The sequence below is a fragment of the Akkermansia sp. N21116 genome (assembly GCF_029854705.2).
In the GTDB taxonomy this organism is placed as follows: Bacteria; Verrucomicrobiota; Verrucomicrobiia; order Verrucomicrobiales; family Akkermansiaceae; genus Akkermansia.
Window position 1 is genome coordinate 2,694,610 of the sequence record NZ_CP139035.1, and the last position, 16,050, is coordinate 2,710,659.

A 16,050-nucleotide genomic window follows, 5' to 3' on the forward strand; every position below is an offset into this window, starting at 1 on the left:
AGGATAAAAATCTCCTTCACTTTTTCGAGATTCTCATCAAAGTAATTGTATGTCGTTCCTCTCATCAGGATATGTACCATCTCCCCGTCGGATCGCCGTTATCGCCGGAGCTACCTTCACGCAATTAATGCGGATGAAGATCTTTATCTTTCTACTGGTGTTCGCACTAGTAATTCTGGCTGTCAACTGCATTCGTACCAGCGATTTCCTCGGACCGGAAACGTATGGGGAAAACGAACTGACCCTCATTAAGAATTCGGCTTTCGGAGCCATGCGCCTCTTTGGGCTCGTCTTCTGCGTTACGGCTACGGCACTTCTGATACCCAAGGATACGGAGGATCGAATCCTCTACACCATCCTTTGCAAGCCGGTGCCCCGTATCGATTATCTAGTAGGTAAAGCTGTCGGCGTTCTGGCATTGGCAACGCTCGCCATGCTGGTGATGGATCTCTTTTCGACGGGTATCCTGTGGATGAGAACGGGAACTGTCATCGCAGAGCAGTCTCAGATACTGCACGGTACGGGAATCAAGGAAGACTCCATCGCACCAATTCTGGATCGCATCTCGGCCCAAGGGCCGACATGGAACGTCCAGGCAGGCATGCTCGTCATGATGATGGAGTTCACCGTACTGACGTCCATCACGCTGTTACTTTCGTGCTTGACCGGAGGAACAATCATCAGCACGCTTCTGGCATTCGGCGTGTATGTCGTCGGCATCTTCCAAACACAAGCCAAAATCATGTGGATGGAATCCTCCCATTCTATCGGCATTTCCGACTGGAGCATGGCCATCTCCAAAGGGATCTCGGCAGTGTTTCCCAATTTCAGCATGTATTCCATCACAGATGCAGCCGTCAACGGACAAGCCATCCCCCTTCCCCTGCTGGGTGAACTTGCATTGATCACTCTGGCCTACTTCCTCTTTCATTCCACGCTTTCCGCATGGATTTTCCGCAATAAAGAATTTTAATTTTTCACTCAATTCCTTCCAATATCATGAAACTTGGCCTGATCGGCACCGGCAAAATGGGGTCAGCACTGCTTCGGGGGGCTCTGCTCTCTCCCGGCCTTTCCCCAGAAGATGTACTTCTCTATAACAGGACGCCCGAACATCTCCAACCTCTCCTCGCAGACTTCCCGGCGATGAAAGTCTGCCCGTCTCCCTCTGACATCATCAATGAAGCAGATATCATCCTGCTGGCAATCAAGCCTCAGGGACTCTGTGATTTCCTCTCGAACGCCTGGCACAGAAGGGACAAGACACACCCCGTTAACCCGTTAATCGTTTCCGTTGCGGCGGGAATAACCATCTCACAGATGGAAGAAGCCTGCTCGGGACTCACAAGAATCATCCGGGTCATGCCCAATACGCCATCTCTGATCGGATGCGGAATATCCGCCGTATCCGCCAAAGAACATACCCCGGCCCAGGATCTTGACACCGTTTGCAACTTGCTTTCCCATTCCGGTACCATTGTCCGCGTGCCGGAGAAACAGATTGATGCCGTTTCCGCCATCTCCGGATGCGGACCGGCCTACATGTACGTTATCATGGACGCCCTGTCTGAAGCCGGCGTTGCTCTCGGTCTGGCTCGCCCGCTTGCCCTGCAGCTCGCAGCGGAAACAATGAAAGGTTCCGCAGAACTCGTTATCCAAAGCGGCCGCCATCCCATGGCATTACGCGATGACGTGACTTCACCTGGCGGTACAACGATTGCGGCATTGAACGCACTGGATCAATACGGCCTGCGGCATGCCCTGATCCAGGCCGTCAAAACCGCTGCGGATAAATCCGCCAAACTGGGACAAACCAAACCGTCATCCGGAGAATCCCGCTCATAATTTTCTTCTTTATTTCCCTACTTTCAAAAAATGACATCCGTTTCCTGCCATTTTAAGCGAGGAAACGGATGTTTAGAATCTTCCCTGTTCTCCAGAAGGGAAGTTCTTTTTTACTTACCGGTCAATTGACGGCAGGCCTTGACCGTATTGGCCATCAGCATGGCAATAGTCATCGGCCCTACACCTCCGGGAACGGGTGTAATAGCTCGGCATTTGGGAGCAACTTTGTCGAAATCGACATCGCCAACAATGCGGTATCCCCGTTCCTTGGAAGGATCATCAACACGGTTGATTCCCACATCGATGACAACAGCGCCTTCTTTGACAAACTCTTCGCCAATCATGTTCGGACGCCCCACGGCAGCCACAATAATGTCAGCCGTCCTGCAAAGTCCCGCCAGATCTCTGGTACGGGAATGGGCAACAGTCACGGTGGCATTGGCTTCTTTAGACATGAGCAAATGAGCCATAGGCTTGCCGACAATCATGCTGCGCCCAACAACCACGGCATGGGCTCCGGACGTTTCCACGCCGTACGCCTTAAGCAGGCGCATACATCCCAAGGGAGTACAGGGAACAAACCCGGTCGGATCCTCCATCACCAGTTTGGCAACGTTTTCAGGATGAAACCCGTCTACATCCTTGCGGGAATCGATCGCAAGCACAACGGCACTTTCATCAATGTGGCGCGGCGGCGGACTCTGGACAAGAATGCCGTGAATCGCAGGATCGGCATTCAGCTCGGCAATCACCCCCAGTAATTCCTCCTGGGTCGTTTCGGCCGGCAGAGCTATTTTGCGGGAAAGCATCCCCAGTTCCGCACACTTGCGAACTTTGGATCCCACATAAACTTTGGAAGCTGGATCTTCCCCGACAAGAACGACAGCCAGACCGGGAACGACTCCGGCTGCTTTCAGTTCTTCGATGTCCTGTTGAACTTCCGCGAGGACGTCCGCGGCTACTTGTTTTCCATCGATTATTTGCATGGTGGTGATATAGGTTGCAGATCTGGCAGCCCGCAAGCCATAAGGGCTTCCAGGCGGATTACGTATTCATTGAGTTCCTGATGATTCAAAGAAGGAGGTACGAAAAACTTGCTCCTCCATAAAATAGTTACACGCGAAAAAGGCTTCGGAACACAATATTTGTCCCACGCCCCACCAATGCGCCAGCAATTTTCGTACTCTACGCACAATGGAATGATCGGAACGCCTGTTTTCGAAGCCATCATAACGACTCCCGGATGCACTTTATAAAGAGGCCCTTTGGGACCATCCGGGGTAATGGCAATACAGTGCCCCTCATCCTTCAGAATCGAAAGAGTCTCCAAAAGAGCCATGGCGCCGCGCCTGTGGCTGGACCCCCTTACATTCCCCATCCCGAAGAACCGGGCAATCCAGCCGATAACGGCACCGTCTTTGCTGGCACTGGTAAAGGCAAAAATCTTTCTTCTGAAACCAGTCAACGACCAAACATAGAAACAAACGAAATTACGATTGTGCCAGATGGAATAAATGGAAGGACAATCATATTCCTTGTCGCCTTCCTCCCGAACCGTACGCACTTGCAGAGTCCGGCCTATCAGCTGCATTAAGAGCCAAACACCAAACCCCGCCACAGGAGCCCACCACTTATCCCTTTTCTCAATACTCATGTTCTATGCGAGACCCGGCAGAGCATCCTACGGTTGCGGCATTTCGCCTTCCGCAGAGTCTTCGGTCTGGGGTGACATATTAGGTTGGGATTCTTCGTGACTGGAGGAAGACCTGTTATGGGAAACGATCGTCTCCTTGCCTCCCGGATCGACGACTTCAGCCTTAACCATGATCATCAACACTTTGCGTTCCACCTGCTTACCGGAAGAACGGAACAGACGCCCAACAAGGGGAATATCGCCCAGCATGGGCACCTTATCTTCAAATTCGACAGTCGATGCCTTTTGCAAACCACCAAGAACCACTGTACTGCCTGACGTTACACTCACGGGAACAGTTAAGCCACGCGTATTGAAAATTGGCTGTAAAATAGAGTTTTTGGACAACTCTACCGTCGTCACAAACCCCTCTTCTCCCACTGCTGTATCGGTTAGGGCGGAAGCGGCCGTTTTGTTGTAACCAACCATAGGCATCATAATGGGAGAACCATAATTGATGAACCCTTCGAAATCGACCATGTTAGGCGTCACGGTCATATCGACGACACTCTTGTCTTCACTGATCCCCGTGATTTGCACGTTGAAGCTTGTTCCCGTACGGCGAGAAGCAAATTCTGTCGGCGTAGCCGGAGTCACCATCATATTGGAAGTTCCTCCGTTACTGTTGTTGCCGCCGGAACTATTGGGAATCTGCGGGGGTTCATAGGCAGAGGGATACAGCATTTCCTTGCCGGAATAAAATTCGGCGCTTTCACCGGGACGAACAATCACTTGGGGCTGCTGCAGAACATCAACGCCTTTTTTCTGATCCAGACCACGCATGACAAACGCCAGCTGGGCACTATTCCAAACCCCGCGAACCGTCAGGATACTGGGAGCTCGTCCAGGAGTATACATGGAACCGCGCGACGTCTGAGAACCGTTTGCGATCAGAGAATCAATCGAATCCGTCGAAATAACCTGATTGATGGAACGAAGCCCCGCCGTCACGCTCGCATTAGGTACGGCAGCATCGGTAACAGTCGCCAGACTTTTGAAAATCGACTGGTTGTTATAGCTTGTATTGGTGGAACTCTGTCCGCCTCCCCCAAAAATTTTGTCGGCGTCAAGATCGGCATTAATGATCCAGTCGAACCCTAACTCGGACAAATCCTTCTGGTTCACTTCGATAATCGTTGCCTTCACAATCACCTGAATAGGTTGCTGGGCGGCCTTCGTGGAAATAATATCCTCGATCAAATGGATATTCTTCTGCGTATTGCGAACAAAAAGCGTTGAATTGTCCGAATTATAACGAACGGTCGCACCTTCCGGAAAGGACACTCCCATCTGCTTGAGAGATTCCTTGGGATCCACACGCTTCAGGACAATACTCCCAGAAGAGGAGGAATCCGTTGCAAACGGATCGGAAGAAGCATCGGAGCCTCCTTCACTAGAAGCGGAAAAAAAGCCGGGAGGTACCGGAATAACGCGTGACAACATGGTACCGGAATCACTCGAAGCGGAAATAATCTCCACGGTATAAGCATTTGTCCGGTAAGTTGTTCCCGTCACCGTCCCCAAGTAGGCAAGAGCGTCCTTGAGGGGGACGTTATTCATCTTGAGATTGAACTTCTTGGAGAGAATCTTCTGGGCTTCCGGACTATCGGGGTCGCCAAAATCGACGGTAATATTCACGCCGCGGGCAGATTGGACATCAGCCGCCTTATCCTGTTGAATCGCCTGGTTGCGGAGAACATCCAGCGCTTCCATGATATCGACATCCTCCAAATTCAGCCTCGGAATAATGATTGAAGACAATTTACTGTCGATACTGCGGAACGGAGAATCGAGAGGTTCCGTAGATTCTCCCACACCTGTGGGTACTTCCTCAGGAACGCTCTTTTCCCAGGCAGCACTGACATCGGCCAAAGCACTTGCACGCGTCTGATCGTAGGCGGAACGGGCATATTCCGATATCTTCCCGGAGACGGCTTCCATCCCACGACGAGCGGCTGTATTATAAGGATCCAACCGGAGGACATCCTGGAAATTCTTCTTCGCATCGTCAAACTCGCCCAGATCGAAATGGCCGTAAGCAAGATTCAGCAACCGCTGCACTTCCGTGACATCCTTGACGTACTGGGGAGTCTTGGCAGGGTTCGTCCTTTCGGGATCGTTCAAATATTCCAGAGTTCTTCTGGCCAGTTTGTTGGACGGAGATTGCGTCAAGGCTTTCTCCAACAATCCGCGAGCCTCGTCATATCTGCCAACCTTGGCCAACTCCTGCGCAACGGCTACGCTGGCATCGCCAATGCTAAGAAGGATAAACTGGCGTCGTTCCGCCGTAACCGGAGAATCCGGCATGATATCCAGAGCGGTTTGATATTCCTTCAAAGCCGCTTCGTACTGCTTGTCCGCGTAAAGGGAACGGCCTTTGTTCAGGTGTCCCATAGCCGTATTCATTTTCTCGTCGAGACGAGCAATCGTACGGGTACTGATATCGGCGGCAACCACAGCCGAGGAAGGAGCAACCCTCCCTACATCTCCGGCCGATGCGGACAAGACGATAGGTTGTTGCGACGGCTGAAATCTGGAGGCAACAGCTTTCACATGGCTATCGTCCGGAGCAATGGAAATAGCCCGGTGTAAAATCTCGCTGGCAGCCTTTTCATTACCGGCAGCTTGAAGTTCCTGGGCTCTTTGCGCCAAACTGCGGGCGTACCGTTCCTTAATCAGGTCGGCATATTTGGCATCAGCCCGGTCCAGCTGTCCGAAAGCTTCCGCATAAGCATTTACGGCAGCTTCCATCTTGTTATCCATATAGGCGGCATCTCCACGGGAGACGATTTCCTCCAAAGAAACGGTCCCCGACGAAGTCGCCTGGGCAGGAGGAACCTCAGCCGCCGCTATCGAGAGAACAGCAGCAGCCATACCGAACACATATTTGTGACGTGGAAAGAGACGAATCATGGCAGTCTTGGGAACTCTACTCATTTTCCCCCCGTTCGTCACCTCAAAAACTCGAGTTGGACCAAAAAAACGTTTTTTCATCGGAATACGGAGACTGAACCAGCTGCACCGGTAAGACCTCAGAGAAGAACCAATCCTCGCCCGTAGAGAGTTTTTAAGAACAGTAACAGTCATTTAAAACGGGGTGGAGATTACGCTTTTCTCCAACGTCTAACGGGCGTAATTTGATCCGCATGCCCCACACCAGTCCTCCCCGAGCCTGGGCCGAAGTTGACCTTGGCGCACTCAAACACAATCTCCACGTCATCCGGCGTTCTGCCGGGGGAGCACACATCATGCCCGTCGTCAAGGCCGGTGCCTACGGACACGGCCTCGAGCCTGTCGCCCGGTGTCTGGACCGCGAGGGTATCGTGTTCTTTGGTGTCGCCAATGTAGGGGAAGCACGACGCATCAGCCAAAGTGGTTGCCGGACAAAACCTTACATCCTCGGTCCTGCTTTTCCGGAAGAACGGGAGGAAATCGTCCTGAACAACTGGCGCTGTTTCATGTCCACACTGGAGGAAGGAGACCATTACAACGCCCTTGCCCGTCTCTACGGCAAAACCCTGCCTATCCACATTTCCGTAGATGTCGGCATGGGTCGCGGTGGTCTGCTGGCCGATCAAATACCTACCCTCATAGACCGTATCCCCACCTGGCATAACCTCTATATCGAAGGTATTGGCGCCCACCTTCCCTGCGCGGACGAAAACAGGGCAACCACTGAACGCAACATATACCTGTTCGAAAAAGCCGTCCAGGCTATATCGGCCCACTGTCCCCTCCCTTACCGACACCTGTGCAGCAGTGCCGGCATACTCGACTACAAGGTTCCATCGGCCAATCTGGTACGCCCAGGAATCATCCTGTATGGATATTCGCCCGTCGATACACCCCTTGGTCGCGAACTCAAACCGGCCCTCGTCCTCAAATCGCGCCTGACACTTGTGCGCACATTACCGGAAAACCACGGCATCTCCTACGGTCAGGAATTTACGACGAAATCCCCCACACGCGTCGCTACCGTTGGCATCGGGTATGCCGACGGCTATATGCGTATCCTCCACAAGAAAGGGATCCGGGTCTATTACAACGGCGTTTTCTGTCCCGTTCTAGGCCGGATTACGATGGACCAGATCATGATCGACGTCAGTCAGGTATCCGACGCACAACCGGGAGACGCAGTTGAAATCATGGGAGAGCACGTCACTATCCCGGAAATTGCCCGCATGGCCGAAACCATCCCATGGGAAATACTTACTGCTATCGGACCGCGCATTCCTCGTTTTTATTCGGAATAACAGTCCGCCCCAACAAGAAATGAAAAGCCGTCCCTGACGATTAACGTCAAGAGGATGGCTTTTCATTATTTTTATCCGGAACTTTGGACAAGCGCAACAAATCATCGTTCATGCCGGCAGACCTTTCAGGAACAATCCAACAGCAAACCTTCTCAAAAACACGGTTTATCCACCTGCCGACAATGATTTGATCCATCTGCCGGGATAAACAATCGATCTTGCACAATTGAAATAGATTCTTCCTCAAAAAATCCACCAATGTGCATATCAGGTAAATTCCAAAAGTTGAGGCCAATACGCCTCCAACGAGCACATACCATGGCTCCCTCCCAAGAAACGAGAAATTCCCACCGATAATATGGTTAAACACGAGGGGGTGGGTATGAATTAAATAGACTGAGAACGACAGAGGGGCAAAAAAACATACACACTTCCGAGAGAAATCGCCAAGTTTCAAACGAAGGAAGAAGAGAAACAGAAAAATTGCGGGAAAAAGAATCAAAGGTGACGGATAGGAGACAAACGCTTGAGCTCCCTTGATTTTTCCAAGCACTGTTTCTGTAATCCACCCAATGGACAAATAGCTGGTCCAGGCCAGCAGAATGCAGAACGTATAACCGGACAGCATATATTTACGGTTCACCCGATGCTCAATGGACAATATTTTAATGGAAGCACCGATGACATACAGACAAGCAAGCCATAGAACGCCGTATCCCCCCTGATTAAAATATGATACTGAATGGGTTAAAGTAGGAACAAGCGACTCGGTTAAAATAATTAGCATAATCAGTGCCACCAGTGTTTTCCGGGGAATCATTTCCAGAAAACGATTCAAATACGGAATGAAAACAAACAAAACGGCATATGCAGTAAAATACCAATATTGTCCCCTGGTCACAGGCATAACAGCTTTGATCACCTCCTTCATACCGACACTACCCGGAAGAAAATACGCAAACACAGTAGTAATCAGAACACAATAGAATACGACCTGAAACCACAGATCAAAAAAACGGGCATAGTGCTGCCGTCTCCCATAGCAAACATAACCGGTAATCAAAGCATAGCAATCGACAGCGCAATAAACACCAATCTCAACTAACCACGCTATATGCAGAGACATCCCAGAGGATGATTCCAAGACACCTCCCTTCCCTAATACATGAAGCACTACCACCATCATCATAGAAAGAATCCTAAGGGCATCAATACCGTAGTTCCTATCGTTCCGTTCATGCATAGGTGAGAATTATAGCGGATTACGAAACCGCCTGAAAAACGCTCACTTCACTTATAATAAATTAATTATGTGTATATATTTACTCTCGTTCTTTTGAACGGGTAAATAGAGAGTAAATTGTTTATCAATTAATTGGTGATTTTTTGGAGTCTCTTGACAGCGGTTTCGTAAAGCGTTTTACAGAGGGTCACTCTTCCATCCCCATGTTTCCTGGCAGTCTGCCTCTTCCACCTATTCGAAAAAAAATACATAAATACCTATTTGTTAATAATATACAAACATTTATCGTCTCTCTCTTGCGAAGACAGAGAAATCGCCTTAGAGTAGGACATGCTCAATTTCGTCTACGACAACAAAACCCGGCTTATTTTCGGGAGAGGAACACGGTTCGACATCGCCTCCGAAGTCGAGCCTCATTCCACAAAAATCCTACTGCACTACGGAGGAGGTAGCATCAAACGCTCAGGACTTTACGACACCATCACGCAATCGCTCCGGCAAGCCGGCATCGATTATGTCGAACTTGGGGGAGTCAAGCCCAATCCCTCCATCGCCCTCGTTCGTCAGGGTATCGACCTATGCCGAACCCATGATATCGGCTTCATCCTCGCCGTCGGAGGGGGCAGCGTCATTGATTCAGCCAAAGCCATTGCCTTGGGAGTTCCCGCAACCGAAGACGTATGGGATCTCTTCATGGGCAAAGATTCCTCATCATACACGCCTCTCCCTATCGCCACCGTCCTGACTATCCCTGCCGCCGGAAGCGAAAGCAGCCCAAATACCGTCATCTCCAATGACGAAACCAAAAGAAAACTAGGCCACAGCCACCCTGCCCTTCGCCCCGTCTTCAGCATCGTTGATCCGGAACTCTTCTTTACCCTGCCTCACAACCAGATGGCCAATGGAGTCTGCGACATGATGAGCCACATCTTCGAACGCTACTTTACCAACACAACCCACACCGACCTCTCGGACAGTCTCTGCGAAGCTACCCTGAGGACAATCATAAAGAATGCACGCATCCTCAACACCAACCTCCATGACTACGACGCATGGGCTGAAATAGCCTTCTCCGGCACTATCGCCCACAATAACCTTCTGGGCATAGGACGTGAACAGGATTGGGCCTGCCACGCCATGGAACATGAATTGAGTGCCCTCTACGACATCCCGCACGGCGCCGGACTTGCCGTCGTCACTCCGGCATGGATGCATTACGTCTACCGGGCCAATCCAGGCATGTTCGTTCAATTTGCCGTCAATGTCATGAATGTCGAAGGATCCTATCGCGACCAGGATTCCATCATCCGGGAAGGAATTAACCGCCTGCAGGCCTTCTTCCGTAATCTGGGACAGCCGACCACCATGCAGGAGCTAGGCATTTCTCCCGAGGACTTCCCGGTCATGGCAAACAATGCCATCAATGTGCGCGGTCCCATCGGAGGGTTAATGAAACTGGACGTAAAAGACGTTCAAAACATCTACAAGATCGCCTCCATGCAAACGATTTGAAAATGAACAATAAATAATTGAAAGAACGGCACGGAATCATCCGTAAGTTATAATATAAGGACTCGTCAGGCGTTCCCGTCAAGAACGCCTTTTTCCGTTCTCAGCATCCTGCCAATCCGTCATGAAATTTCGTTTCCCATTTACCGTTACCGCCGCTCTTCTTCTTACGCTTTGCCCTCTTCATGCTTTAGATCCTGCCTCTTCTTCTCCGGATGCTCCGGCACCTGCCACGCGAGAAGTACACCCCTTTCTCGAATCCTCCTTCCCTGTTGCGTGGAGCAAGCTGACCCCGGACAAAATCGTCCCCGATATGGAAGAAGCCATCCGTATCACTCGTAGCAGACTTGATGCTATCGGCCGGGTACCTGTCGAAAACATGACCTACGCCAACACCTTCGGCGCCTATGATGCCGCCATTGCCTTCATCGACGAGGCAGAAACAAAAGTTAGCCATCTCACCAATGTCTGCGACAGCGACGCCATCCGCGAGGCTACCGCTAAAATCATGCCGGAGCTAGCCGTCTTCTCCTCCGCCATCAACAAGGACAAACGTCTCTGGAATGCCTTGAAAACAGCCTCCGAACACCTTCAAAAAGCCAATCTCACTCCCGAACAAATACGCTTCATCAACGTCACCCTCAAAAACTTTCGTGATGGCGGAGCCGACATGCCGGAGGAAATCCAAAAACGCCTTGAGGACATTGATCGCGAACTGTCCGAAACCACTCGGCAATTCGGCAACATTCTGCTGGACAGCCATGCCGCCTGGAACTTCACGACCACACGGGAAAATGAACTGAAGGGGATTGACCACGACACACTTGTCCGTGCTGAAAAACGCTATGCCCAACACCATCCCAATGCCCCCCGGAAAGGCTGGCAGTTCACTTGGGACAACATCACCTCGGCCAACCTCATGGTCAAGGCGGAAAACGAAGAATTCCGCCGCAATCTTTGGGAAAAAATAGCCACGGCCTACACAGGCAAGTTCAATACGGAACCCCTGATCAAAAAAATTCTGAAACTCCGCGAAGAAAAAGCGAAGCTCATGGGTTATGACTCCTTCTCCGATTTTATCCTCAAGGACAGCATGACCGGCAGCAGTAAAGCCGGACTCGACTTCGTCAACGATCTCATCGACAAAGCAAAACCCCATTACTTCACGGATTTGGAAAACCTCCGCGCCTACAAGGCAGCCAAAACAGGCAACAACAATGCCATCCTGCATCCATGGGACACCGCCTATTGGAGCGCCAGGCAAAAAGAAGAACTCTTCCACTATTCCGAAGAATCCGTCACTCCCTATCTGCCGGCAGATGCCGTCCTCAACGGCCTTTTCTCCATCGCCAACAGGCTCTATGGCATCACAATCACCGAACGCCCCACAGAATATATCGAACCAGGTTCCGGAGCGGCTCCAACGCCGGGCTCCATCGAAGTCTGGCACCCTCAAGTCCGCTTCTTCGATGTAGCCGATGAAAAATCCAACGAACACATCGGCTCTTTCTATCTGGACATCTATCCACGTCTCAGCAAGCGTAACGGCGCCTGGATGGGTACAATTTCCCTTGCTCGCCCCACAACGTCCGATTCGCCCGGACATCCTCACTTGGGATTGATCGGCGCCAATGTCCGAGGCCCGGTGGGAGGCAATCCGGCTTTGCTGACCCCGGCCAACGCAAAGACTCTTTTCCACGAATTCGGGCACATGCTTCACCTCCTCTTCTCCAAAGTAGAAACCAGTGCGTTGGCAGGAACAGCCGTCCCCCGGGACTTCGTCGAACTCCCGTCTCAGCTCATGGAAAATTGGTTCTGGGAACCCGATCTCCTCAAAGACATGGCCAAACACTATAAAACCGGCCAGCCCATCCCGGACAAGCTCCTCCTGTCCATGCAAAACGTCCGAAAGTACCATGCCGCCCTCAACTTCATGCGCCAGCTCATGTTAGGGAAAATGGACCTGGCACTCCACCTCAATCCCGACCTTCTCCGGAAAACCCCTCTGGATAAGCTCGACAAAGCCGTTCTCAACGATATTCTTTATCACAAGGATGTAGCCCTCCCGAGCGTCGTCCGCGGAAGTCACCACCTCTTCTCAAATCCAGTCGGCTACGCCTCCTTCTACTTCTCCTACAAATGGGCGGAAATTCTGGAAGCCGACGCTTTCTCCAAATTCAAGCACGACGGTATTTTCAATCAAGCTACGGCCCAATCATTCCGAACAAACATTCTGGAAAAAGGTTACTCATCTCCTCCCTCTGTCCTCTTCAAAAATTTCATGGGCCGAGATCCGAATCCGGATGCCATGCTCCGCAAATACGGCATCATTGATGAGGAACAACAAAACCCCGCCCTCACGCTCCTGCGAAACAACCTCCCTCCCAGGGAATAGCATCCATCACATGGCTACTTACGCAATCCACTTCAGCCCAACCGGGACAACGCGCTTTTGTCTCCGTACCATCTGTCTGGATCTGGACGAACGTTTCTCGGAAATCAGCCTCAATCCATCCGTCGCCCGCAGAAAGACCTACTCCTTTCTGCCCGGAGACCTCGTCGTGATCGGCTTTCCCGTGTACGGAGGTCGCTTGCCATCTCTGCCGGAATCCCTCACAACCTACCTCCAAGGCAACGGAGCCAACGCCTGTTGCCTTGTCACCTACGGCAACCGGGCTTACGAAGACGCCTTGCTTGAACTGTCCGATCTCTGCACCGCGTCTGGATTCACCGTCATCGCAGGAGGAGCCTTTATCGGGCAACACACTTTCTCTCCACAAATTGCGACCAACCGCCCGGATATACAAGACATCAGAGCCCTGCTATCCTTCTCTGCCGCCATCCGCGAAAAACAAAAAAACGGTTCCTCCACCGTACCCTTACTACCCGGTAACAGGCCATACCGGGAATGGAACCCCATGCCTGTGGCCCCACAACCTAACGAAAACTGCATTGAATGCGGAGCCTGTGCCGAAGCATGCCCCGTCGACGCCATCTCCCGGGAAGCCCATTACATTGCAACCGATCCCATCCGGTGCCTTGATTGTTACGCTTGTGTCAAAGCCTGCCCCACCGAAGGCAGAAGTATCATAGCACCGCCATTCCAAAAGAAAATAGCCGATCTCACCGCCATGCTTCAAGGCGTCCGGCGAGAGCCCGAATGGTTCCTGTAAAAGGAACGAAAAAGAATCTCTCTTTTTCATATTGCCGAACAACGGCAAAAACAAGAAGACCCGAGCCTTACGGTTTACGGGTAAACGTGAAATCCTGTCCGTCAACCGTCCAAGTCATATTCTCGGGAGTCACTTCCTTGACAATAACCGTTTCCTCAAAGGGGATAGTTTGCTTATTGCCAATACTCTTTCCCTTCAGTTTCAGATTATTGCCGTCCAGTTCCCAACTTTCGTAAACAAGCGTCGCCATATTCAGGGAAGAGGCTTTTCCCCCCTTCTCCAAACGCACACCCTGCTGGGCTTTCGGTTGCCCGGGTACCGGTTGTACCCAGTCACCTTCCAAAGGAGCAACCGGATGGGTACCACAACCCGCCAGTATACCGGCGGCCAACATCGGAATCATCGTTTTCATCCACATAATCGAAATTGTATCGTTCTTCATGTAGAGACATATACCATCTGTAAAACGTTCAGATCACTAATAGGCTTGATTAGTGATTGCCAAATGTGATCAGTGTAAAATCCCTGCAATCCACCGGCGTTAACGCTGTCACGTGATCATGTTTACATGATACGACGACTACCTTCTCGTTGGATTTCTATTTGTTTGAGCTGGACTCGGTAGAGTTTGTTCCACTGTGACCAGATACGACAGACTTCTCTCAAGGGCTTGACGAGTTGTGAGTATTCCATCCGCTCATAGCCTAGGAATTGCCTCACGTGCGTGTAGTTCTTTTGCTCAACCCGGGACTGGTCGTTTTTATGGTACGGATGGGATCTGGTCAGCTCAATCGGATGGCCTAAATGTTCCCTGATATGTTGCCATTTGATGCTCTCCCAACTGATGAACTCTCCTCCGTTGTCGCTATCTATTCCTTTTCATAGGAAGGGCGTGCGTTCCATGAGGGGGCCATAATGACTCAGTACCCTTTTGGCGGAACGGTTCCACCTGGGAACTATCTCCGTCCATCCACTGTACACATCCGTTATCGTCAAGATCCATAAGAAAGTGCCTGACATATCTCCTCCGTACAGCGCTACGCTATCTACTTCCAGCCAACCGCATTCTTCTACTTTACAGCGTTCTTCAATTCACGCACCCGCGTAGGGTGCGACACTACCAAATCACCGCCGACGGACAACTCTCCGCGGTTTCAATTCACGCACCCGCGTAGGGTGCGACTGGTGAGGACGGTGCAGAAGGGGGCGGTGTCGGTGTTTCAATTCACGCACCCGCGTAGGGTGCGACCCATGCAGCCATGTATTTTTTTGCTGTTTCCCGTGTTTCAATTCACGCACCCGCGTAGGGTGCGACTGACCAACATCGGCAACTGGTCCGGTGCCAGCAACGTTTCAATTCACGCACCCGCGTAGGGTGCGACACTTCCGGACCGTCTCCACGCGATTCTCTTCCAGTTTCAATTCACGCACCCGCGTAGGGTGCGACTTCGTACCAGCCCCGGCAAAGTCGTCCTTGTCGGGTTTCAATTCACGCACCCGCGTAGGGTGCGACAAAGCCTGCCTCGGAGAGGGGCAGGCTGAGAGGGGTTTCAATTCACGCACCCGCGTAGGGTGCGACAGTCCGTCAGATCAGATGCCGTGGCAAACGCATCGTTTCAATTCACGCACCCGCGTAGGGTGCGACATACGGATTTTCACCCTCAGTATACTTGTAATAAGTTTCAATTCACGCACCCGCGTAGGGTGCGACTCAACACTCTATTGTCCACCCAACTCGTTAACCGCGTTTCAATTCACGCACCCGCGTAGGGTGCGACCCAAATTCTCAAGGGTGGCCACATCGTACTCGGTCGTTTCAATTCACGCACCCGCGTAGGGTGCGACCCGCCTACTGCTTGACGACCGCGGGATTGCCGTCGTTTCAATTCACGCACCCGCGTAGGGTGCGACCGGCTTCAATTTGGATGGGGCCGGAGGAGGCTCTGTTTCAATTCACGCACCCGCGTAGGGTGCGACCGTTGACGAGATAGGACTCGTCCCCCGGCTCGCCGTTTCAATTCACGCACCCGCGTAGGGTGCGACCGGCGCTCTCGAATGTACCCTGGGATATCCGTCTGTTTCAATTCACGCACCCGCGTAGGGTGCGACTGGAGTGGCTTAGGTTGGAGATTTACGACCAGGTCGTTTCAATTCACGCACCCGCGTAGGGTGCGACCTCCAGGCTTTTACGGGGAGCGCCAAGCTCGCCCGGTTTCAATTCACGCACCCGCGTAGGGTGCGACCGAACGACACCAGCTCCTTCCCCCCGTCAACAGGTTTCAATTCACGCACCCGCGTAGGGTGCGACACGAAGTTCGTATCATTATGCGCTTT

The 16,050-nt window shown here is 51.7% G+C and carries 11 protein-coding genes and 1 CRISPR repeat array (1 of these 12 only partly in view); of the genes, 6 read left to right on the forward strand and 5 right to left on the reverse strand.

Going from position 1 to position 16,050, the window contains the following annotated elements:
* Positions 1-49: 49 nt before the first annotated feature.
* Together QET93_RS10260 and proC are read left to right on the forward strand one after the other, a co-directional pair.
* Positions 50-973 carry an ABC transporter permease subunit gene (locus tag QET93_RS10260; protein WP_280125555.1) on the forward strand — a complete coding sequence of 308 codons (924 nt, stop codon included), beginning with the start codon at positions 50-52 and terminating at the stop codon, positions 971-973.
* A gap of 26 nt (positions 974-999) precedes the next feature.
* Positions 1,000-1,845: a pyrroline-5-carboxylate reductase gene (gene proC, locus QET93_RS10265; RefSeq protein ID WP_280125554.1), complete on the forward strand. Its 846-nt coding sequence runs from the start codon at positions 1,000-1,002 to the stop codon at positions 1,843-1,845.
* 110 nt (positions 1,846-1,955) lie between these two features.
* Here the strand turns inward: proC and folD are convergent, their stop codons facing one another.
* Genes folD through QET93_RS10280 form a run of 3 tightly spaced genes read right to left on the reverse strand, consistent with a single transcriptional unit; the run spans position 1,956 to position 6,475 of the window.
* Positions 1,956-2,831 (reverse strand): bifunctional methylenetetrahydrofolate dehydrogenase/methenyltetrahydrofolate cyclohydrolase FolD, encoded by an 876-nt coding sequence (folD, locus tag QET93_RS10270; RefSeq protein WP_280125553.1) that lies wholly within the window; start codon positions 2,829-2,831, stop codon positions 1,956-1,958.
* Positions 2,822-3,499 carry a lysophospholipid acyltransferase family protein gene (locus QET93_RS10275; protein ID WP_280125552.1) on the reverse strand — a complete coding sequence of 226 codons (678 nt, stop codon included), beginning with the start codon at positions 3,497-3,499 and terminating at the stop codon, positions 2,822-2,824. The genes folD and QET93_RS10275 overlap by 10 nt, the downstream gene beginning before the upstream one ends.
* Positions 3,500-3,526: 27 nt before the next feature.
* On the reverse strand, positions 3,527-6,475 hold the full coding sequence (locus tag QET93_RS10280; RefSeq protein ID WP_322189971.1) for an Amuc_1098 family type IV pilus outer membrane protein: 2,949 nt from the start codon (positions 6,473-6,475) through the stop codon (positions 3,527-3,529).
* A gap of 209 nt (positions 6,476-6,684) precedes the next feature.
* Here QET93_RS10280 and alr point away from each other — a divergent pair, with 209 nt between their 5' ends.
* The gene (alr, locus tag QET93_RS10285; protein WP_280131850.1) at positions 6,685-7,791 is read left to right on the forward strand and encodes an alanine racemase; all 1,107 of its coding nucleotides are present in this window, start codon (positions 6,685-6,687) and stop codon (positions 7,789-7,791) included.
* A 46-nt stretch (positions 7,792-7,837) separates the two neighbouring features.
* Here alr and QET93_RS10290 read toward each other — a convergent pair whose 3' ends face one another.
* A complete protein-coding gene (locus QET93_RS10290) occupies positions 7,838-9,034 on the reverse strand; it encodes an acyltransferase (RefSeq protein ID WP_280125549.1) in 1,197 nt (398 codons plus the stop codon).
* 330 nt (positions 9,035-9,364) lie between these two features.
* Here QET93_RS10290 and QET93_RS10295 point away from each other — a divergent pair, with 330 nt between their 5' ends.
* The 3 genes from QET93_RS10295 to QET93_RS10305 all read left to right on the forward strand — a co-directional run bounded on the left by QET93_RS10295 (position 9,365) and on the right by QET93_RS10305 (position 13,716).
* Positions 9,365-10,546 (forward strand): iron-containing alcohol dehydrogenase, encoded by a 1,182-nt coding sequence (locus QET93_RS10295; RefSeq protein WP_280131849.1) that lies wholly within the window; start codon positions 9,365-9,367, stop codon positions 10,544-10,546.
* A gap of 121 nt (positions 10,547-10,667) precedes the next feature.
* Positions 10,668-12,938 carry a M3 family metallopeptidase gene (locus QET93_RS10300; RefSeq protein ID WP_280131848.1) on the forward strand — a complete coding sequence of 757 codons (2,271 nt, stop codon included), beginning with the start codon at positions 10,668-10,670 and terminating at the stop codon, positions 12,936-12,938.
* 10 nt (positions 12,939-12,948) lie between these two features.
* Entirely contained in the window at positions 12,949-13,716 is a 768-nt protein-coding gene (locus QET93_RS10305) for a 4Fe-4S binding protein (RefSeq protein WP_280131847.1), read from the forward strand.
* A 67-nt stretch (positions 13,717-13,783) separates the two neighbouring features.
* Here the strand turns inward: QET93_RS10305 and QET93_RS10310 are convergent, their stop codons facing one another.
* On the reverse strand, positions 13,784-14,158 hold the full coding sequence (locus QET93_RS10310) for a lipocalin family protein (protein ID WP_280125545.1): 375 nt from the start codon (positions 14,156-14,158) through the stop codon (positions 13,784-13,786).
* Between the two features lie 642 nt (positions 14,159-14,800).
* A CRISPR array of direct repeats spans positions 14,801-16,050; the repeat unit is 32 nt; unit sequence GTTTCAATTCACGCACCCGCGTAGGGTGCGAC (it continues 5,597 nt past the right edge of the window).